A 20493-nucleotide genomic window follows, 5' to 3' on the forward strand; every position below is an offset into this window, starting at 1 on the left:
AAGGCTCCGAATCGCCTTCGAGATCAACGGCCTCAAGCTATGCGAAAGTGATTGCTCGCGCCAGCGACGGCGCTACGAACGCATGTCGCCCAAAAGTGCGCAGCGGTTTTGGGAAAACGACATGCGTAAAAATAGAAACTAAAGCGCGTTGCCTCCGGCTCAGATCGACGCGCTTTAGTCTTCGTCGTCGCCCGAAGCCGGCCGCCAGCTCGTCGGATCGACTTTTTTCTGGGTGTTGCTGTCGGTGTAGACCCACCAGCCGCCGTCGCGATACTGGCCGACGGACTCGTTGACGACGCCGTCGCCGTCCTTCCATAGGATGGTGACCTTGGAGCCGTCCTTCGGCGCGCTTTCTATCGGTTTGCGCTCTGCCATTTTCATTCCCTCCGCATCTCACGCTCTCAAATGGACCGGCAGGAACGCTGCAAGACGCGCCGGGTTCCGTCAGCTGTGCGCGAAGATATCCTCTTCCGCCCAGCCCATCAGGTCGAGCTTGGCGCGCGTCGGCAGGAAGCGGAAGCAGGCCTCGGCCTCCTTGGTGCGGCCCTCGCGCGCCAGCCGCGCGGCCAGCACCTCGCGCAGCCGGTGGAGGTAAAGCACGTCGGACGCGGCATATTCGAGCTGCTCGGGGGACAGCGTTTCGGCCGCCCAGTCCGAGGATTGCTGCGCCTTGGAAAGGCCGATGCCGAGCAGTTCGTTGCAGATGTCCTTCAGCCCGTGGCGGTCGGTGTAGGTGCGGACCAGCCGCGAGGCGATCTTGGTGCAGAACACCGGCTCGGCCATGACGCCGAAGGCGTTGTAGAGCACCGCGATGTCGAAGCGGCCGTAGTGGAACAGCTTGGTGATGGAGCGGCTCCGGAGCAGGCTGACGAGGTTCGGCGCCTTCTTCTGGCCGGGAGCGATCTGGATGACGTCGGCGCTGCCGTCGCCGGGCGAGATTTGCACCACGCAGAGCCGGTCGCGATGCGGGTTGAGCCCCAGCGTTTCCGTGTCGATGGCCACCGCCGCGACATTGTAGCGGGACAGGTCCGGCAGATCGTTCTTGTGGAAACGGATATCGGTCATTCTCTTCTCCGGATCGCGACCTGCGGCGCCGCGCATCCTTGAGGATGCGCAAAGGACGCTGCGGCACTTTGCGCTAGACAACTCGTCCTCGCCGCGATCCGGTGAAAAATCAACAGAAAGTTGATTTTCAGCGCGTCAACGCGTCGAGAATGCGCGCCCAGGAACGCTGTCCCTTGTGGAAGGAGGAGAGCTCGTATTTCTCGTTGGGCGAATGGATGCGGTCGTCGTCGAGGCCGAAGCCGACCAGCAGCGATTCCATGCCGAGATAGGTCTGGAAATCGCCGACGACGGGAATGGAGCCGCCGCCGCCGGTGGTGACGGCCTGCTTCTCCCATTCGTCGGACAGCGCATCCTTGGCCTTGGCGAGGAACGGCGAGTCGTAGGAAAGCTGGATCGCCGGCGAGCCGCCGTGCGGATGGAACTCGACCGAGCAGTCGCCCGGAATGCGTTCGCGCACGAAAGCCTGGAAGGCCGCGCGGATCTTCTTCGGGTCCTGCTTGTGGACAAGCCGGAACGACACTTTCGCCGAGGCTTCCGCCGCGATCACCGTCTTGAACCCCTTGCCGGTATAGCCGCCGATGATGCCGTTGAATTCGGCCGTCGGCCGCGCCCAGGTGAGCTCGAGCACCGAGCGGCCCTTTTCGCCGGCGGGGATGGAGAGGCCGACCGGGCCGAGGAAGGTCTCGGCAGTCTCGCCGAGCCCCTCCCATGACTTCAGCACCTGCGAGGGCGTCTCCTCGACGCCGTCATAGAAACCCGGGATGGTGACGCGGCCGCTTTGATCGTGCACATCGGCAAGGATCCTGGCGAGGATTCGGATCGGATTGGCGGCAGGGCCGCCATAGAGGCCCGAATGAAGGTCGCGGCTCGCAGCCTTGACGGTGACTTCCTCGCCGACCATGCCGCGCAGCGACACGCAGATCGACGGCGTCTCGCGGTTCCACATGCTGGTGTCGCAGACCAGCGCGAAATCCGCCTTCAATTCGGCGGCATTCGCCTCGAGGAAAGGCTTCAGCGACGGCGAGCCGGATTCCTCCTCGCCCTCGAACAGGATGGTGACGCGGCAGGGCAGACTGCCATGCACCTGCTTCCAGGCGCGGCATGCCTCGACGAAGGTCATCAACTGCCCCTTGTCGTCGGCCGAGCCGCGCCCGGTGATCACCTTGCGGCCGGGCTCGATCTCCTTGATCGACGGCGCGAACGGGTCGGTCTCCCAGAGCTCGATCGGATCGACCGGCTGCACGTCGTAATGGCCGTAGAACAGCACATGCGGCGCGCCGGCCGGTCCTTCGTGATGCGCCACCACCATCGGGTGACCGGGCGTGTCCCGCACGCTGGCATCGAAGCCGATCAGCCTGAGCTCGGCGACCAGCCATTCGGCACCCTTGCGGCAGTCGGCGGCGTAGGCGGGATCGGTGGAGATCGACTTGATGCCGAGCAGGCCGAACAGCCGCTCCAGGCTCTGCTCGAGATTCTGGTCGAGACGGTCGAGGACGGGGGAGATTCTGGACATTTTTGAGCCTTTCGATTCTGGCCCGACCCTAAAGGGACGGGCAGAAAACGCAAAGCTGTGATCATTGGACCACGATGCTTTGGGAACCACGGGCTCTGGCGTCGCGGGCTGCAGGGCAAAAAAGAACCGCCGTGGTGGAGGGGGAACCACGGCGGTCTTTACTCGAAACGTTGCGGCAGCCCGGAGAGGGGGGATAGGCTGCCGCAGTTTGCCCGGGATAGGCGGGGGACGGGCCTTACTCCGGACTTCGGCGAAAATTGCCGATGGCAGCTATTTGGGTCTGCGAACATGGCGATTCAAGGGCACCAACGTTACACTTTTGTAACATACCCGTGAGTGCTCGGATGAGGGGCCTGATTTAGGCGAGATCGGCACTTGTCAGGGTGTTGCCGGAACCCGTGGGTTGCGCAGCCTTTGGCATGGACCGCGAAGCCTGGCCGCGCTATCCCTGCCGGCATGAAAAAAGGCGATCACCTCTTCCTTGTCGACGGCTCCGGCTACATTTTCCGCGCCTATCACGCGCTGCCGCCGCTGAACCGCAAGTCCGACGGCCTGCCGACCAGCGCGGTGCTCGGCTTCTGCAACATGGTGTGGAAGCTGATGCAGGACGCCCGCAACACCGATGTAGGCATCGTGCCGACGCATTTCGCCGTCATCTTCGACTATTCCTCGAAGACCTTCCGCAGCGATCTCTATCCCGAATACAAGGCCAACCGCTCGGCGCCGCCTGAGGATTTGATCCCGCAATTCGGCCTGATCCGTCAGGCGACCGTGGCGTTCAACCTGCCCTGCATCGAGATGGAAGGTTTCGAGGCCGACGACATCATCGCCACCTATTGCCGGCTGGCCTGCGAAGTCGGCGCCGACACCACCATCATCTCCTCCGACAAGGACCTGATGCAATTGGTCGGTCCGACAGTTGGAATGTACGATCCGATGAAGGACCGCCAGATCGGCATCCCGGAAGTGATTGAGAAATGGGGCGTGCCGCCGGAAAAGATGATCGACCTGCAGGCGCTGACCGGCGACTCCGTCGACAACGTGCCCGGTGTGCCCGGTATCGGACCGAAGACCGCGGCGCAGCTTCTGGAGCAGTTCGGCGACCTCGACGCGCTGCTCGCCCGCGCCGGCGAGATCAAGCAGGAAAAGCGCCGCGAAACCATCATCGCCAATGCCGACAAGGCGCGCATCTCGCGTGAGCTGGTGACGTTGAAGAACGACGTGCCGCTGAAGGAGGGGCTGGACGACCTTGTGCTCCATGCCCCCGACGGACCTAAGCTGATCGGCTTCCTGAAGACGATGGAGTTCACCACGCTGACGCGCCGCGTCGCGGAAGCGACCGCAACCGAGATCGCCGATGTCCAGGCGGCGTCGGTCACCATCGAGCGCGCCGATGCCGCACACGGCCCCGATGTCGGCGCCGGCGCTGCGGCGGCCACGAGACAGGCCGCGCCCGCGCCGAACGACGCCGCGACGCCTGCCCCTGCCGTCAGGGCGGAAGATGCCCCGCCGCAGGGCGACACCCCCTCCTTGCTCTCGGCATTGCGGCTCGAGCAGGCGACGGCGCGCAAGATCGATCCCTCGGCCTACACCGCCATTCGGGACGCGGCATCGCTGAAAGCCTGGGTCGCCGAGGCGAAGGAAGCCGGCATCCTCGCCTTCGACGTCGAGACCACCTCGTCTGACCCTATGCAGGCTGACTTGATCGGCCTTTCGATGGCAACCGCGCCGGGCCGGGCCGTCTACGTGCCGCTGGCCCATAGCAGCGGCAATGGCGACCTGCTTGGCGGCGGCCTGCTGGCGGACCAGATCCCGGTCCGCGAAGCGCTGGCGCTGCTGAAGCCTCTGCTCGAGGACAGGTCCGTCCTCAAGATCGTCCAGGACATGAAATACGACATCGTCGTCATGAGCCGCCATGGCATCGAGGTCGGCCCGTTCGACGACACGATGCTGGTTTCCTATGTGCTCGATGCCGGCACTTCGGGCGGCCACGATCTTGCCTCGCTGTCGGAGAAGTGGCTCGGCCATGCGCCGGCCTCGAAGAAGGAGCTTGCGGGATCGGGAAAGAACGCCGTCGGCTTCGACCAGGTCGATATCGAGCGGGCGACAGCCTATGCCGGCGAGCAGGCCGATCTGGCGCTGCGGCTCTGGCAGTTGCTGAAGCCCAGGCTCGCCGCCAAAGGTCTCGTTTCCGTCTACGAGCGGCTGGAGCGGCCGCTGGTGCCCGTGCTTGCCCGCATGGAGCAGCGCGGCATCTCGGTCGACCGCCAGATCCTGTCGAGGCTGTCGGGTGAGCTGGCGCAAGGCGCCGCCCGCGTCGAGGAAGAGATTTACGGGATCGTCGGCGAGCGCATCAACATCGGCTCGCCGAAACAGCTCGGCGACATATTGTTCGGCAAAATGGGCCTGCCGGGCGGATCCAAGACCAAGACCGGCCAATGGTCGACCTCGGCGCAGCTTCTGGAGGACCTTGCGGCGGAGGGCCACGAACTGCCGCGCAAGATCGTCGACTGGCGTCAGCTCACCAAGCTGAAATCGACCTACACCGACGCGCTGCCGGGCTTCATCAACCCCGGCACCAATCGCGTCCACACCTCCTACGCGCTGGCAGCCACCACGACAGGGCGATTGTCGTCTTCCGATCCCAATCTGCAGAACATACCGGTGCGCACCGCCGAAGGCCGCAAGATCAGGACCGCCTTCATCGCCGAGAAAGGCCACAAGCTGGTCTCGGCCGACTACAGCCAGATCGAATTGCGGGTGCTCGCCCACGTCGCCGAGATCCCGCAGCTCAAGCAGGCCTTCGCCGACGGCGCCGACATCCACGCCATCACGGCGTCCGAAATGTTCAACGTGCCGGTCGAAGGCATGCCCTCGGAAGTGCGCCGGCGCGCCAAGGCGATCAATTTCGGCATCATCTACGGCATCTCGGCCTTCGGCCTCGCCAACCAGTTGTCGATCCCGCGCGACGAGGCGAGCGCCTACATCAAGCGCTATTTCGAGCGCTTCCCGGGCATCCGCGACTATATCGAGGAAACCAAGGCCTACGCGCGGGAGAACGGCTTCGTCGAAACGATCTTCGGCCGCCGCATCCACTATCCGGAGATAAGGTCGTCCAACCCGTCGGTCCGCGCCTTCAACGAGCGCGCCTCGATCAACGCCAGGCTTCAGGGCACTGCCGCCGACATCATCCGCCGCGCCATGGTTCACATGGAGGAGGCGCTGGACAAGGCGAAGCTGTCGGCCCGCATGCTCTTGCAAGTGCATGACGAGCTGATCTTCGAAACAGTGGACGCGGAGGTCGAGGCGACGATCCCCGTCGTGCGCCGGGTGATGGAGAACGCGCCGATGCCAGCGGTCTCGATGTCGGTGCCGCTGCATGTCGATGCGCGGGCCGCCGACAACTGGGACGAGGCGCATTGAGGTGGATATCTACCTCACCTACCGCGGCCAAATTCCCTCAAAAACAAGCAGCTTAGATGCGGTTTGGAGTATGCGAAAGAGTTTCCATAGCCAGTTACAAAAGCTATGGGGTAAAGAACCCTTCGCAATTCTTAAGAAGTGGGAGGATTCAAACTTCGCCGCAGGGGCACCAAACTTCTTGCGCCAAATCGGCGACCAAATATTTGTTCCGTTTTATAGCGAGGTAGTCGGAGTCGGTGTAAAATTGGAAATCAAACTGCTGACTGGTTTGCCGCTGCAGCAAGCGGTTAATAAGCAGTGGTGATCTAGATAATCGAGTAAAGCGAATAATCGACGCGCTACGCGCACCTACTCAAAAAGGTGAACTTACCAAAAGTCTAGAGCCCGGTTCACGTTGGTATTGCGTGATGGACGATGACAGTTCTGTCAAGGAAGTGACCGCCTCGCTAGCACCGTATCTGGACTCCAGCGATCCCAGCGAATCATTTGTATTTGTGAGGGTAAGGACATCTCCATCAGCCGTCACGTTGGCAAATTTGGCTATGCTATTTTGACGGTGGTCAGGCGGCTTCAGCCCGGCACTTGGCGCATATACCCCGAAACTCGATCACCGCCTTCTTGGCGGCGAATCCCGTCGAGCGCACCCATTCGTCCAGTCGATGGTCGACATCGTGGTCCGACATCTCGGTCACCTGGCCGCAGCTGTCGCAGATGGCGAATGCGGTCATCGAATGGCTGTGGTCGTGCGGCTCGGCGCAGGCGACGAAGGAATTGAGGCTTTCGAGCCGGTGCACGAAGCCCGACTTCACCAGCGTGTCCAAAGCGCGGTAGACCTGCAGCGGCGCCCGGAAGCCGCGCTCGCGCAGCTGGTCGAGCAGCATATAGGCGCTGAGCGGCCCGCTGGCGGCCTCGAGCTTCTCGAGCACGCACAGCTGGTTCTTGGTCAGCGTATCCCTTGCCGTCATCATCTTCGTTCCGCTCGTGACGTCATCCGCATGGCATTCATGCATGCGGCCGATCTCGTCGCACTGAGATAGCGACGAATGAGCGTTTTTGCCACTGTTTCCGCAGCGCTGGTCGCTCCGGCGCAGGCAACATCTGACGCTTCGCCGGCTAATCGCTACTTGCGCGGCGGCCCCTTGCGTTCGGCGGAGGCCGCCCACAGGTTGACGTCGGCCTCGCGCGCATAAGTGTCGATCTCGGCGAGCTCGGCATCGCTGAACTCGAGCGCCTTGAGCGCGCCGACGCAGTCCTCGACCTGCTCGGGCCGGCTGGCGCCGATCAGCGCTGTCGTCACCCGGCCCTTGCGCAGCACCCAGGCCAGCGCCATCTGCGCCAGCGTCTGGCCGCGCCGGCCGGCGATGGCGTTGAGCGCCTTGATGTTGGCGATCGACTTGTCGTTGATGAAAGCCGGGCGCAGCGACTTGCCTTGGGATGCGCGGCTGCCCTCGGGGATGCCGCCGAGATATTTGTCGGTCAGCATGCCCTGCGCCAGCGGCGAGAACACGATCGAGCCGATGCCCAGCCCTTCCAGCGTGTCGAGCAGCCCGTCCTCCTCGACCCAGCGGTTGAGCATGGAATAGCTCGGCTGGTGGATCAGGCAAGGCGTGCCGAGCTGCCGCAATATGTCGGCCGCCTCGCGCGTGCGCTGCGAATTATAGGAGGAGATGCCGGCATAGAGCGCCTTGCCGGAGCGCACCGCGTGGTCGAGCGCGCCCATGGTTTCTTCCAGCGGCGTCTCCGGATCGAAGCGATGCGAATAGAAGATGTCGACATAGTCGAGACCCATCCGCTTCAGGCTCTGGTCGAGGCTCGCGAGCACATATTTGCGGCTGCCCCACTCGCCATAGGGACCGGCCCACATCTCGTAGCCGGCCTTGGTCGAGATGATCAGCTCGTCGCGATAGCCGGCGAAATCGGTGCGCATGATCTCGCCGAAGGCGATCTCGGCCGAGCCGGGCGGCGGGCCGTAGTTGTTGGCGAGGTCGAAATGCGTGATGCCGAGATCGAAAGCCTTGCGCACGATCGCCTGCTTGGTCCGGTGCGGCGTGTCGTTGCCGAAATTGTGCCACAGGCCGAGCGAGATCGCCGGCAGCTTGAGGCCGGACCGTCCGCAGCGGTTGTAGATCATCTTCTCGTAGCGGTTCTCTGCGGCGACATAGACCATGGGGAATCCTCGGAATCGAAGCGGCGCGGCGGTCGCCGCTAGAGCATGATGCCGAAAAGTGTGGAGCGGTTTTCGGACGACATCATGCTCCGGCTCTAGTGTGAATTTGAATCGATGCTTGCCCCCTATCCATACCCTCTCCCCACCGAAACGGGGAGAGGGTAGTTGCCACCTACTTTTTCTTCGCCAGCAGCGCCTTCGCTTCCTTGATGCCAAGCGCTGCCGGTCGTTCGCAGGTCGTCTGCATGGCGACAAACTTGCCGCTTTCGCCGGAGCGCAGAATACCGGTCATGACGTCGACGGCATGCAGCGCCAGCTCCATCGAGCAGCGATGCGGCCGCCCTTCGGCAATCGCGATCGCCATGTCGGCGAGGCCGGCGGTGCGGTAGTTGGCCATCATGCCTTGGCTGTGCATCTCGTTTGGCACGCCGAAGGGATGTTCCCATTTCGGCAGCTTCTTCACCGGCTTGGTCGCGTCGGTGAAGCGCACCTCGCCGCCGAAGAAGTTCGGGTCCGGCACGAAAACGGTGCCGGCCTCGCCATAAAGCTCCATCGGCGCATGGCCGTGGCTCCAGACATCCCAGCTGGTGTTGAGCGTCACCACCGCGCCGTTTGCGAACTCCAGCAGCGCATGGATGGTGGTCGGCGTGTTGACCGGGATCTTTTCGCCCGCGCGCGGTTTGGAGCTGATGGTGCGCTCCTTGGCCGGCGTCGCCGCAAAGGCCGCGACGTGTTTCACCGGCCCGATCAGCTGGATCAGGTTGGTGACGTAGTATGGACCGATGTCGAGCACCGGACCGGCGCCCGGCTGGAAGAAGAAGTCGGGATTGGGGTGCCAGTGCTCCATGCCATGGCCCATCACATGGCAGGTGCCGCTGGTGATCCTGCCGAGCTTACCGCTGTCGATCAGTTCGCGCGCCAGCTGATGCGCCCCACCGAAGAAGGTGTCGGGCGCTGAGCCGATGCGCAGGCCCTTCTTCTCGGCCCGCTTCTTCAGGTCGAGCCCTTCCTTGATCGACAGCACGAAGGGCTTTTCCGAATAGACGTGCTTGCCGGCATCAAGCACCGCCTTCGACACGTCATAGTGCACGGCCGGGATGGTGAGGTTGACGACGATGTCGATCTCGCCGTCCTTGAGAAGGTCGTTGACCGTCTCGGCGCGGAGCTTGAACTCCTTCGCCCGCGCCTTCGCGGCTTCCATGTTGATGTCCGCGCAGGCCCGCATCTCGATGCCGCGGAACAGCGGCGCCAGCGAGAAATACGCCTTCGAGATGTTGCCGCAGCCGATGACGCCGACGCCAAGTTTCCTTGCCATGTTTTCTGCTCCTAGTAGGTCTTGGCTGCAGCGATCGAGCGGCGGGCGAAGCGCTCGATGTCGTTGGGGTTGTCTTGCTCCATCACGTAGTACTGCGCTGCGCTCTTGGCGCGCAACGCCTTGATCAGGCCGGGCCAGTCGATGGTGCCATGGCCGACATCCGACCAGCCGTCCTCGTCCAGCCCTTCGCCGGGCTTCGCCATGTCCTTGACGTGGACCGCATTGATGCGCTTGCCGTGCTTCTCGATCCAGGGCAGCGGATCGGCGCCGCCGCGCACCACCCAGGCGACGTCCATCTCCCAGCCGATATCGGGCGCGGCCGACAGGATATGATCCTGCGGCACCGAGCCGTCGGCGAGGGCCTTGAATTCGAAATCGTGGTTGTGCCAGGCGAAGCCGTAGCCGGCCTTCTTGGCGGCCTCGCCCACTTTCGCCAGGCGTTCGCCGAAGCCGCGCCAGCCGGCGGCGTCGTTCGGCCTCGACTCTGGCATCAGGTAAGGGCAGATCAAGAGCGTGATGCCGAGCGTGTCGGCTGTTTTGCGCACGCCGTCGAAATCCTTCTCCAATGCATCGATCGAGAAATGCCCCGTCGGCATGGCGAGCCCGTTCTTGTCTAGCTCGGCGCGGAACGCCTTGGGATCGTCATAGACGCCGCCGAAACCTTCGACTTGCGTGTAGCCGAGCTCGCCGAGCATTTTCAGCACGCCGTCCCATGGCTGGAAATTGCGGGCGCTGTAAAGTTGGAATGACCAGTTCATCTGTCCTGTCCGTTCTGCTTGGGGGATGGTTTTTCGACGTTAGAGGCGGCTGTCGCTTTGAGCATCGAACAGCGAGGCGCGCGCCGGATCGAAGCCGATGCGGATCGCATCGCCGTTGCTCAGCATCTTGTCCGCCTCGACGCGGAAGGAGACGATCTGCCCGCCGAGCTTCGTCCACACCAGCGTGTCGGAGCCCATCGGATCGACGATCTCGACGGTCGACTCGGCGGTGAACGGCATCGCCTTGGCGGCGTCGCCCAAGGCAATGTGCTCGGGCCTGATGCCGAAGATGCATGGCCTGGCGGCGCGGCCGTTGTCGCCATCGAACGCGTAACGACCAAGCGGCACCGAGATACCGTCGGCCTTGAACACGGGAACGTCGCCCGCTTCCAACTCCCCTTTGAGGAAATTCATCGCAGGCGAGCCGAGGAAGCCGGCGACGAAGCGGTTCACCGGCCGGTTGTAGATCGTCTGCGGCGCGTCGAGCTGCTGGATGACGCCGCCCTTCATCACCGCGATGCGGTCGGCCAGCGTCATTGCCTCGATCTGGTCGTGGGTGACGTAGATCATCGTGTTCTGCAGTCTGCGGTGCAGGAGCTTGATCTCGACGCGCAGTTCCGAGCGCAGCTTGGCGTCGAGGTTGGAAAGCGGCTCGTCGAACAGGAAGACGTCGACATCGCGCACCAGCGCGCGCCCGATCGCCACGCGCTGGCGCTGGCCGCCGGAAAGCGCCGAAGGCTTGCGCTGCAGCAGCGGCTCGATCTGCAGGATCTCGGCTGCCCGCGCAATGCGTTTGGCGATCTCGTCCTTGGGCACGCCGGCGACGCGCAGGCCGAAGGAAAGGTTCTTCTCCACCGTCATCTGCGGATAGAGCGCGTAGGACTGGAACACCATGCCGATGCCGCGGTCCTTCGGCTCCTCCCAGGTGACGTTCTTGCCCTTGATGAAGATGCGGCCTTCGGAAATGTCGAGCAGGCCGGCGATACAGTTGAGCAAGGTCGACTTGCCGCAGCCGGAGGGCCCGAGCAGCACGATGAACTCGCCCTCGGCGACGTCGAGATTGAGCGTCTTCAGCACCGACATCACGCCGAAATTCAGCGACAGGTCCTGGATCGAAACGCTGGGATTGGCGATTGCTGCTGCCATCATCATCCTTTCACCGCGCCGGCGGCGATGCCGCGCACGAAAAGCTTGCCGGAAACGAAGTAGACGATGAGCGGCACGAGGCCGGTCAGGATGGTGGCGGCCATGTTGACGTTGTATTCCTTCACGCCTTGCACCGAGTTGACGATGTTGTTGAGCTGCACCGTCATCGGATAGGTGTCGGGGCGGGTGTAGACGACGCCGAACAGGAAGTCGTTCCAGATGCCGGTCACCTGCAGGATGATGGCGACAACGAAGATCGGCATCGACATCGGCAGCATGATGCGCAGATAGATGCCCCAGAAGCCGGCGCCGTCGACACGCGCGGCGCGGAACAGTTCCTCCGGCATCGATGTGAAATAGTTGCGGAAGAGCAGCGTCAGGATCGGCATGCCGAAGATCGAATGCACGATCACCAGGCCGGTCAGCGTGCCGTAGATGCCGATCTCGCGCAGGATGATGACGATCGGATAGATCATCACCTGATAGGGGATGAAGGCGCCGACGATCAGGATGATGAAGAAGGTGTCGGCGCCCTTGAAGCGCCAGTTGGCCAAGGCATAGCCGTTCACCGAGGCGATCGCGATCGACAAGAGCACCGACGGCACGGTGATGCGCACCGAGTTCCAGAAGCCGCGCGAGAGCCCGTCGCAGTTGAGGCCGGTGCAGGCTTGCGACCAGGCCTTGACCCAGGGCTCGAAGGTGATCTCCAGCGGCGGCGAGAAAATGTTGCCGAGCCGGATTTCCGGCATGCCTTTGAGCGAGGTCACCACCATCACGTAGAGCGGCAGGAGGTAATAGAGCGCCACCATGATGAGCGTGCCGTAGAGAAAGATGTTGCGGCGCGAGAGCACATGCCGCGGCTTTGTTCCGCTCGGCCCTGCGGCGTCGCGCCGGAGGGCGTTCGCTTGAGCCGGCACTGAGGCAGCAATTTCAGCCACGCTTCTTGCCTCCGAATTCGAGATAGGCCCACGGCACGATGACGATCACCACCGAGAGCAGCATCATGGTCGAGGCGGCAAAGCCCTGGCCGAGGTTCTGGGCGAAGAACATGTAGTCGTAGACGTATTTTGCCGGCACTTCGGAGGCGATGCCCGGCCCGCCGCTGGTCTGGGCGACCACGAGGTCGTAGACCTTGACGATGCCGGCGGCGATGATCACCAGCGTGGTGATGAAGACCGGCCGCATCATCGGGATGACGATGAAGAGATAGGTCTTCCACATCGGTATGCCGTCGACCCGCGCCGCCTTCCAGATGTCCTCGTCGATGCCGCGCAGGCCGGCGAGCATCAGGCACATGATCAGCCCGGTACCTTGCCAGAGCGCGGCGATCGAGATGCCGTAGATGACGATGCTGGAATTATAGAGCGGGTCGAAGCTGAAGCTCGTCCAGCCGAGGTCGCGCACGACGCGCTGGATGCCGAAATCCGGATTGAGCAGCCACTGCCAGACCAGCCCGGTGACGATGAAGGACAGCGCGAAGGGGTAGAGGAAGATGGTGCGGAACGTGTCCTCGAAGCGGATCTTCTGATCGAGCAGCGCCGCCAGGACGAAGCCGATCACCAGCGAGAACACCAGCGAGATGATGCCGTAGATCAGGAGGTTCTCGATCGAGACCAGCCAGCGCGGCGTCGCCCACAGCCGGTAATACTGGTCGACCCCGACGAAGTTCAGCCGCGGCAGAAGCTTCGAATTGGTGAAGGAATAGAGCACCGTCCAGGCCGTGCCGCCGACGAAGACCGCCAGCGCAGTCAGGATCATCGGGATCGAGGCGACCTTGGCATTGAGGTTGCGGAAAAGCTGGTTGGGGCGTTCGCTGTTGCTCATCTCGGGCTGGGCCAATGAGGACATCATGCTCCCGACCCCGGATAGGCGGGGGCCGGGAGCTGGCGGGGCGCCGTGATCAGTCGGCCGAAGCGATGATGTCGGCGAAGCGCTTCTGCGCCTCCTCGAGGCTCATGTCGGGCTTGGCGAAGAATTCGGAGAACAGATCCTCCTTCTGCTTCTGGCTATCCTGTGAGAGCAGTTGGTCCGTCCACGGAATGACGGCGCCCTTGGCGAGGATGGCGAGGCCCTTCTTCATGCAGTCGTTCGCCGTGTTGAGGTCGACGTCGCCGCGCACCGGCAGCGAGCCCTTCTTGAGATTGAAGGCGACCTGGGTCTTCGGATCGAGCAGCGTCTCGGCCAGCACTTCCTGCGCCTTGGCCTTGTCGGCGTCCTTGAGCAGCGGGAAGTAGAAAGCGTCGCCGCCGGTGGCGATGACCTCGTTCAAGCCGAGCCCGGGCAGGCAGGTATAGTCCTTGCCGGCGGTCTTGCCGGCGACCTGGAACTCGCCCTGCGCCCAGTCGCCCATGATCTGACCACCGGCCTTGCCGGTGATGACGAGATTGGTCGCCTGGTTCCAGTCCTGCACATTGGTGTTCTTGGCCATCTTGCGGGCGTCGTCGGCCGCCTTGAACACCTTGGCGATCTCGGGGCCGCCGGCGAATTTGGCGTCCTTTTCCTTGTAGACCTTGAGGAAGGCGTCGGTGCCGCCGACGGCGGCGAGCAGCACGTCGAAGGCGCCCGATGCCTGCCAGGGCTGCCCACCGACCGCAAGCGGGATGATGCCGGCCTTTTCCAGCGCCGGAGCGGCGGCAACGAATTCATTCCAGTCCTTCGGCATCGGCACGCCTGCCTTCTGGAAGGCCTCGTTCGACAGCCACAGCCACTGCCAGGAATGGATGTTGACCGGCACGCAGTAGATCTTGCCGTCGATGGTGCAGCTATCGAGCAGGCTCTTCGGCCGCACCAATTCCGTCCATTTGCCCTTGGTGGCGATGTCTGTGAGGTCGCGCATCAGCCCGGCCTGGACGAGCTCTTCCGCCTGGCGGCCATGGTTGAACTGGGTGGCGCCCATCGGATCGCCGCCGGTGATGCGGCTGATCATGATCGGCCGCGCGGTGCCGCCGGAACCGGCGATGGCGCCGTCGACCCAGTGATTGCCCGTCGCGTCGAAGGCCTTGGCAAGTTCAGCCACCGCCGCCGCCTCGCCGCCCGAAGTCCACCAATGGGTGACTTCGAGGTCGGTCGCGGCCGCCGGTCCGGCGAAGTTCAGCGCGACCGTCGCGGCAAATGCGGCAGTCAGGAATTTGTATCGCATTTCGGTTCCTCCCAGAATCTGAAACGTTACAGATTTTCGATACGGCAAATGGCCGGCATAGGCAACCCCTCGAATGGAGGCGGCACGAAGTTTTTTCGAGGCGCGAACAAAATCCTTCTCCAACGGCGGCCGAACAACATCCGCCCCGGCCGATTGATGTCGAAAGTCGCAAGAAATTGAGATTTCTTTGTGATTCCAGTGGCTTTCGACCTGCTCCTTCGGCGCCGATCACGGCGAGTGCAAACTGCCCATTGGCCACAGGCGTTGGCAATCTGTAACGTTTCAGTATATTGAGCCGTGCCACGGGCTGAAAGCCGCGCAAATGTCGATGCGCACAATTGCCGGCCGGTCTCGCGGCTGCTATGCGCCTGATGGGCGGGACCGATGGACAGACGAACGAGCGAGAAGGACGGCGATACGTCGGCTAAGGAGCGGCCGACACTGAAGACGCTTGCCTTCATGACCGGGCTCGGCGTCACCACCGTCTCGCGCGCGCTAAAGGATGCGCCCGAAATCGGCGCCGAGACCAGGCGACGCGTCCAGCTCGTCGCCAAGCAGATCGGCTACCGGCCGAACCGCGCCGGCGTGAGGCTGAGGACCGGCAAGACCAATGTCATCAGCCTCGTGCTCAACACCGAGCGCGAGATCATGAGCTTCGTCTCGGACATTATCTACGGCGTCTCCGAAGTCATCGCCGACACGCCGTACCACCTGATCGTCACGCCCTATTCACGCTCGCAGGACCCGCTGGATCCGGTGCGCTATCTGGTCGAGACGGGCTCGGCCGATGGCGTCATCATTTCGCGCACGCAGCCCAACGATCCGCGCGCCCGCTACATGCTGGAGCGCGGCATTCCCTTTGCCACGCACGGCCGCACCGACATGGGGCTGGTGCATCCCTATCATGACTTCGACAACTACGCCTTCGCAGGCGAGGCGGTGCGCTATCTCGCCGGCATAGGCCGCGGCCGGCTCGCCCTTGTGACGCCGCCGGTCGGCCTCACCTATTATGGCCACACGGTGAATGGTTTTGCCGATGCACTGAGCGAGGTCGGCGCCAGCGAGGTGCCGTTCAACACCGTGTCCATCGACCATTCGATCGAGCAGATCAGGATGCGGACGGCGCAGCTGATGCGCCGCGACGATCGTCCGAACGGCATCGTCAGCAGCGCCGCCGCGGCGACGCTTGCCGTCGTCGCCGGCATCGAGGATGCCGGCCTGAAGCTCGGCCGCGACGTCGACGTGGTGTCGAAACAGTCGTCGGAACTGCTGCACCTGTTCCGGCCGGAACTGCTGGTCGTCAACGAGAATTTCCGCCTGGCTGGCTCCGAACTCGCCCGCGCCGTGCTCGGCTGGATCGGTGGCGCCGATCCAGGCTCCCTACAGTCGCTCAGCACGCCTGGCGAGGTTCTGCCCTATCGGCATTCGCAAGATCAGTGACCCCTGCGTCCGTCGCGACGGCGATCATCATGCAAAGGGGTTCAGTTCAGCCTTCGTGGCCATCAACGCGACAATGAGCGCAAAGAGCGTGATCATGGTTAGGCGTCCAACCAGGGCGCGTTTGTCACCAGCAAGGGCTTTGACCTCGACGGCGGAGACGGCACAGCGAAGTGCTGCTTGAGCCTGCGTCGCCCATGGGCGCACGAGCTTGTTCTCGACCGCTATCAAGGCGGCGACAAGCGCAAGCGACACCACCAGCCAAGGCGTAAGCAGGGACCAGCCGCCAAGAACGACAAGGGCGACGCCGGCGAGCACACCGGCGCCCACCAGAAGCCCAGCAAAGCGGCTGGCGAAGAAGGCCATTCTGGCCGGCCCTGGCTGGCCTCTTCGGGCTGGAATTAGCAGAAGTTCGTTCGCCAGGAACAACAGCAAAGCGGCGCACATGGCGTACGCGTGGATTCCCAAAACAATTTCATAGAGCATCTGTCATCATCCACATCGCTAGAGCATTGGTGGACATAATGCGAGCGATAGCTCACAATTGTCTACTCGCATTGGAGCCGGCGGGAACATGGCACGTAAGCCGCTTACGAACCCAAGAAAGAGCGCCTCTCAGGAGAGGTCGCGCGCGACGGTGGACGCGCTTGTCGAGGCGACCGCTCGCATTCTGGTCCGGGACGGTTTCGACAAGGCCAGCACCAACAGGATCGCCGCAGAGGCCGGCGTGAGCATCGGCTCGCTTTACCAGTACTATCCGTGCAAGGAAGCGCTCGTTGCCGCCGTCATCGATCGTCACAACCAGGACATCATGCAGGTCGTGCGCGGGGCGTTTGCGGAGGTTGCTGTGGAGTCGGTCGAGAGCGCAGCGCGCAAGCTTATTGCCGTCGCGATCGAGGCGCATCGCATCGACCCCAAGCTGCATCGTGTCCTTGCCGAACAGATTCCACGCACCGGGCGGCTGAAAGACGTGGAAGCCTTCAATCGTGAAGCCCACACCCTCTTCAAGGGCTATCTCGAAAGCCACCGCAACGAGCTACGCGTGGCCGATCCCGGACTGGCAGCCTTCGTGTGCGTGACTTCGATCGAGGCGCTGGCTCATACCGCGGTGCTGCGTAACTCTGAAAAGCTATCGAGCGAAGCGGCCGAAGCGCTTATCGACGAGGCTACCCGGCTCGTGGTCGGATATCTGAAGTAGACGTCCCGGGACGTCTCATCCGCTCGCTCCACTGCCCCACGGGCCGTGGAACGCGCCCTGCTCGCCGATGCGCTCGAAGCCGTGCGCGCCGAAGAAATCGCGCTGCGCCTGGATCAGGTTCGAAGTGCCGCGGCCCTGGCGGTAGCTGTCGAAATAGGCGAGCGCCGAAGACAGCGCCGGCACCGGCGAACCGGCCTCGGAGGCCCGTGCCACAATGCGTCGCAATGACGGATGCGCTTCCTTCATCATGGCGATGAAGGCCGGCGCCATCAGCAGATTGGTTGACGCGCTGCCCGAGCCGAAGGCCTCCGCCATCGTGTCCAGCATCTGCGAGCGGATGATGCAGCCGGCACGCCAGATCTTGGCGATAGTCGGCATCGGCAGGTTCCAGTTGAACTCCTTCGAGGCGCCGCTCATCACCGCGAAACCTTGCGCGTACGCCGCGATCTTGCCGGCGAACAGCGCCAGCTCGAGATCCTTCAAAAGGGCCGCCTTGTCGCCGGAAATCTGTTCGACGCCGACATTGCCATAGGCTTTTTCCGCCACTTGGCGTTCATCCTTGATCGAGGACAGCACGCGCGCTGCCACCGCAGCCTCGATGGCCGTCGCCGGAATGCCGAGCTGCTGCGCCTCGATGACCGACCATTTTCCGGTGCCTTTCTGGCCGGCGCGGTCGAGGATGATGTCGACCACCGGCTTACCGGTCTTCGGATCGTCGGCGGCGAGAACCTTCGCCGTGATCTCGATCAGGTAGGAGTTGAGCCGGCCCTTGTTCCAGCCGTCGAAGACCTTTCCGATCTCCTTGGGCGCCATGCCCAGTCCGTCGCGCAGGATGCCGTAGATCTCGGCGATCATCTGCATGTCGGCGTATTCGATGCCGTTGTGGATGGTCTTGACGAAATGGCCGGCGCCATCGGTGCCGAGCCAGGCGGCGCATGGCTGGTCCTTGAACTTGGCGGAAATCGCCGTCAGCACCTTCTCGACGCGTTTCCACGAGTCTTCCGTGCCGCCGACCATGATCGACGGTCCATGGCGCGCGCCCTCCTCGCCGCCCGACACGCCCATGCCGATGAAGGTGAGGCCGGAGCCCGAGAGCTCGGAGAAGCGCCGCATCGTGTCGCGGAAATTGGCATTGCCGGCATCGATGACGATGTCGTTGTTTGACAGCACGCCGCGAAGTGCCGCGATCTGCTCGTCGACCGGCTTGCCGGCCAGCACCATGATGATGATCGGCCGCGGCGGCCGGATCGCGGCGGCCAGCTCCTCCAGGCTGTAGCAGGGCACGACCATGTCCTTCAGCGGCCCGGCGCTTTCGACGAAGGCGTCGGTGCGCGCGGCGGTGCGGTTGAAGACGGCGATGCGGTGCCCATGCTCGGCGATGTTGAGCGCGAGGTTGGAGCCCATCGTGCCAAGGCCGATCAGGCCGATTTCGGCTTTTTCCATCGTTTCTTCCCTGCTTCCGGATCTTTTGTTGGGACCGCGATCTGCGGCGACGTCTTTCTTGCCGTGATGAATGACGGGCCTTGGCGGCGGCGTCAACCGCCTCTCCGAATTGCGCGGGGACGCGGTGGGTGAGATTCAGGTCAGGCCGATCCGAGAACGATGGCTTTCGAGAACCGGAGCGGAGCGTACTTAAGGTACGTGAGCACCGGAAGCGCAGAAAACCGTCGTTCGCAGGCCGGCCTCGCCTGAATATCACTCACTGCGGATATCGATCGGCGCCTCGATCTTCACCACCTCGAAATCGGAGACGAGGATATCGATCCGGGCATTCCACCGGCCGGCCAGGGGGATAACGAGATTGTCGACACGCCATGTGCCGTCGCCTGGCTTCGTCGCCGGCCGCTTGATCGGCTCGATACCGGAATCCGGCTTCGACAGCACCAGCGTCACCTGCTTGGCGTCCAGCGGACCGAAATCGCCGGTCATGATGACCATGGAAGCCGCGACTTGTCCGGCATGGCCGGGCGTGATGCTGAGGTCGGCCATCGCTTTCAGCGTGTGGATATGGATCGAAATCGGCTGCGCGGCGGCGATCGCCAGCGCGCGCGGCGGCGGCGTGAAGCGCCAGCCGGCGGCGACTCCGAAGATGGCGAGCACGATCAGCGTCTCGATGCCGATCGAGCGCACCAGCCGCCGCTGCACTTCGGTGTCGCCCGCCTCGGCCGGCGCGGTCAGCGTCCAGCGGTTCACCGAGGCGAGCGTGAGGAGGAACAGCAGCAAGGCCAATTTCAACAGCAGCAGGCGGCCATAGGCCGTGTTGATCAATGCAGCCGGTGTCTGCACCTGGATGATCGCCAGCACGATGCCGCTTGCGGCGAGAACGGCGACGACGGGCAGTATGGCGCGCGAGAACCGTCGCAGGAAAACCTTCGCCTCCGCCGGCTGGTACCGCAAGGCAAGACCGAGCGGCGCCAGCGCGCCCGCCCAGAAGGCGATGGCCGCGCCGTGCAGGAACACCAGCGGCCGCGTCAGCCATTGCGGCTCGGCGGCACTGGCGTGGCCGCTTGCCGCAAGCGCTGCGCCGACACCGATGAGTCCGGCGAGCGCAAGCAGCTTGCGAGGAGTGCGCGGTCCGACGAGGGACAGCAACGCAAGCCCAAGCGCGATCAGGGCGACAAGCGCCGTCCAGCCGAAGCTCGTCTCGAGCGCTGTCTGCCAGACCGGCGGCGCAGCAATTCGTCCAAGCGGCGCGCCAAGCGCATCCAGCCCCTGAAAGCCGAGCGAAACCGGAGCAGCGGCCAGTCCGCAGAGCAGAGCGCCAATGACGAACCGCTGGCCGCACCGGCGGTTCTCGGCGAGCCAGGCGAGCGAGAAGGCGCCGCCGACGCCGAGAAACAGGCCGGCATAGAGGAGGAGCTTGGCCGTCCAGATTGCCGCGCGCAGCGACCAGTCGGCGGTCTCACCTGCGACAGGGGCCGCACTTGGCGCGCCGATCGAAAACAGCACCGAGCCGCCGACGGGATGGCCGTCTTCCGAAATCACCCGCCAGCTCAGCACATGCGTGCCGGATTTGAGCGTCTCAGGATTATCGATCTCGACGGTCCTGTCCGTGAGGCGGAAGGAGGTCAGCGCAAGCCGCGTGCCGTCCGGCCGCACCAAAGCGATGACCAGCGGCGAGACCGGCTCGCTGAAGGTCAGCGAGAACCGGGCAGGACTCTGCATCAACACGGAGCCATCGGCCGGATCGGCTGCGACCAGCGCCGCGTGCGCGAAGGCGCGACCGGGCAGCACCAGCAGCGCCATCAGCACGAAAGCCGCGATCAGGCAGCCGGTGACTGGCTTGTTGCGGACGCCGCTCGGGCGGATTGGGAAAGGTGCTACCTTCATGC

18 protein-coding genes are annotated in these 20493 nt (G+C 63.7%); 4 read left to right on the forward strand and 14 right to left on the reverse strand.

The features are described from left to right. Window positions 1-174 precede the first annotated feature (174 nt). The 3 genes from EN853_RS15800 to EN853_RS15810 form a co-directional block, all read right to left on the reverse strand. Window positions 175-375 (reverse strand): hypothetical protein, encoded by a 201-nt coding sequence (locus EN853_RS15800; RefSeq protein ID WP_127860686.1) that lies wholly within the window; start codon window positions 373-375, stop codon window positions 175-177. A gap of 69 nt (window positions 376-444) precedes the next feature. Next, window positions 445-1065 (reverse strand): ribonuclease D, encoded by a 621-nt coding sequence (locus EN853_RS15805; protein WP_127860687.1) that lies wholly within the window; start codon window positions 1063-1065, stop codon window positions 445-447. 127 nt (window positions 1066-1192) lie between these two features. Further along, on the reverse strand, window positions 1193-2578 hold the full coding sequence (locus EN853_RS15810) for a M20/M25/M40 family metallo-hydrolase (RefSeq protein ID WP_127860688.1): 1386 nt from the start codon (window positions 2576-2578) through the stop codon (window positions 1193-1195). A 456-nt stretch (window positions 2579-3034) separates the two neighbouring features. Here EN853_RS15810 and polA point away from each other — a divergent pair, with 456 nt between their 5' ends. Together polA and EN853_RS15820 are read left to right on the forward strand one after the other, a co-directional pair. Continuing rightward, on the forward strand, window positions 3035-6001 hold the full coding sequence (polA, locus tag EN853_RS15815) for a DNA polymerase I (protein WP_167524493.1): 2967 nt from the start codon (window positions 3035-3037) through the stop codon (window positions 5999-6001). A gap of 1 nt (window position 6002) precedes the next feature. Continuing rightward, window positions 6003-6305 carry a hypothetical protein gene (locus EN853_RS15820; RefSeq protein ID WP_127860690.1) on the forward strand — a complete coding sequence of 101 codons (303 nt, stop codon included), beginning with the start codon at window positions 6003-6005 and terminating at the stop codon, window positions 6303-6305. 256 nt (window positions 6306-6561) lie between these two features. Here EN853_RS15820 and EN853_RS15825 read toward each other — a convergent pair whose 3' ends face one another. The 8 genes from EN853_RS15825 to EN853_RS15860 all read right to left on the reverse strand — a co-directional run bounded on the left by EN853_RS15825 (window position 6562) and on the right by EN853_RS15860 (window position 14526). Beyond that, on the reverse strand, window positions 6562-6966 hold the full coding sequence (locus EN853_RS15825) for a Fur family transcriptional regulator (RefSeq protein ID WP_127860774.1): 405 nt from the start codon (window positions 6964-6966) through the stop codon (window positions 6562-6564). Window positions 6967-7121: 155 nt separating this feature from the next. Then, complete coding sequence (gene mgrA, locus EN853_RS15830) at window positions 7122-8168, reverse strand: L-glyceraldehyde 3-phosphate reductase (RefSeq protein WP_127860691.1); 1047 nt, start codon at window positions 8166-8168, stop codon at window positions 7122-7124. Between the two features lie 172 nt (window positions 8169-8340). Next, a complete protein-coding gene (locus EN853_RS15835) occupies window positions 8341-9483 on the reverse strand; it encodes a Gfo/Idh/MocA family oxidoreductase (RefSeq protein ID WP_127860692.1) in 1143 nt (380 codons plus the stop codon). Window positions 9484-9494: 11 nt separating this feature from the next. Then, window positions 9495-10241: a sugar phosphate isomerase/epimerase gene (locus tag EN853_RS15840; RefSeq protein ID WP_127860693.1), complete on the reverse strand. Its 747-nt coding sequence runs from the start codon at window positions 10239-10241 to the stop codon at window positions 9495-9497. 39 nt (window positions 10242-10280) lie between these two features. Continuing rightward, a complete protein-coding gene (locus tag EN853_RS15845; protein ID WP_167524492.1) occupies window positions 10281-11390 on the reverse strand; it encodes an ABC transporter ATP-binding protein in 1110 nt (369 codons plus the stop codon). Continuing rightward, a complete protein-coding gene (locus EN853_RS15850; RefSeq protein WP_167524491.1) occupies window positions 11390-12325 on the reverse strand; it encodes a carbohydrate ABC transporter permease in 936 nt (311 codons plus the stop codon). Before EN853_RS15850 ends, EN853_RS15845 begins: the two co-directional genes overlap by 1 nt. Beyond that, a complete protein-coding gene (locus tag EN853_RS15855; protein WP_127860775.1) occupies window positions 12318-13211 on the reverse strand; it encodes a sugar ABC transporter permease in 894 nt (297 codons plus the stop codon). Before EN853_RS15855 ends, EN853_RS15850 begins: the two co-directional genes overlap by 8 nt. Window positions 13212-13287: 76 nt before the next feature. After that, window positions 13288-14526 (reverse strand): ABC transporter substrate-binding protein, encoded by a 1239-nt coding sequence (locus tag EN853_RS15860; protein ID WP_127860695.1) that lies wholly within the window; start codon window positions 14524-14526, stop codon window positions 13288-13290. A 384-nt stretch (window positions 14527-14910) separates the two neighbouring features. On the opposite strand from EN853_RS15860, the gene EN853_RS15865 reads away from it, so the two are divergent. Continuing rightward, entirely contained in the window at window positions 14911-15966 is a 1056-nt protein-coding gene (locus EN853_RS15865) for a LacI family transcriptional regulator (protein ID WP_127860696.1), read from the forward strand. Between the two features lie 27 nt (window positions 15967-15993). Here the strand turns inward: EN853_RS15865 and EN853_RS15870 are convergent, their stop codons facing one another. After that, window positions 15994-16449, reverse strand: a complete 456-nt coding sequence (locus tag EN853_RS15870) for a DUF2269 family protein (RefSeq protein ID WP_127860697.1) — start codon at window positions 16447-16449, stop codon at window positions 15994-15996. Window positions 16450-16600: 151 nt separating this feature from the next. Between EN853_RS15870 and EN853_RS15875 the strand changes: the two genes are divergently transcribed. Beyond that, entirely contained in the window at window positions 16601-17161 is a 561-nt protein-coding gene (locus tag EN853_RS15875; protein WP_245517022.1) for a TetR/AcrR family transcriptional regulator, read from the forward strand. Window positions 17162-17176: 15 nt separating this feature from the next. Here EN853_RS15875 and gndA read toward each other — a convergent pair whose 3' ends face one another. Together gndA and EN853_RS15885 are read right to left on the reverse strand one after the other, a co-directional pair. Beyond that, window positions 17177-18604 (reverse strand): NADP-dependent phosphogluconate dehydrogenase, encoded by a 1428-nt coding sequence (gndA, locus tag EN853_RS15880; protein WP_127860699.1) that lies wholly within the window; start codon window positions 18602-18604, stop codon window positions 17177-17179. A 252-nt stretch (window positions 18605-18856) separates the two neighbouring features. After that, window positions 18857-20407: a copper resistance CopC/CopD family protein gene (locus tag EN853_RS15885; protein WP_245517037.1), complete on the reverse strand. Its 1551-nt coding sequence runs from the start codon at window positions 20405-20407 to the stop codon at window positions 18857-18859. Window positions 20408-20493: the final 86 nt, after the last annotated feature.

It is taken from the genome of Mesorhizobium sp. M1C.F.Ca.ET.210.01.1.1, assembly GCF_004791585.1.
Classification (GTDB): Bacteria; Pseudomonadota; Alphaproteobacteria; order Rhizobiales; family Rhizobiaceae; genus Mesorhizobium.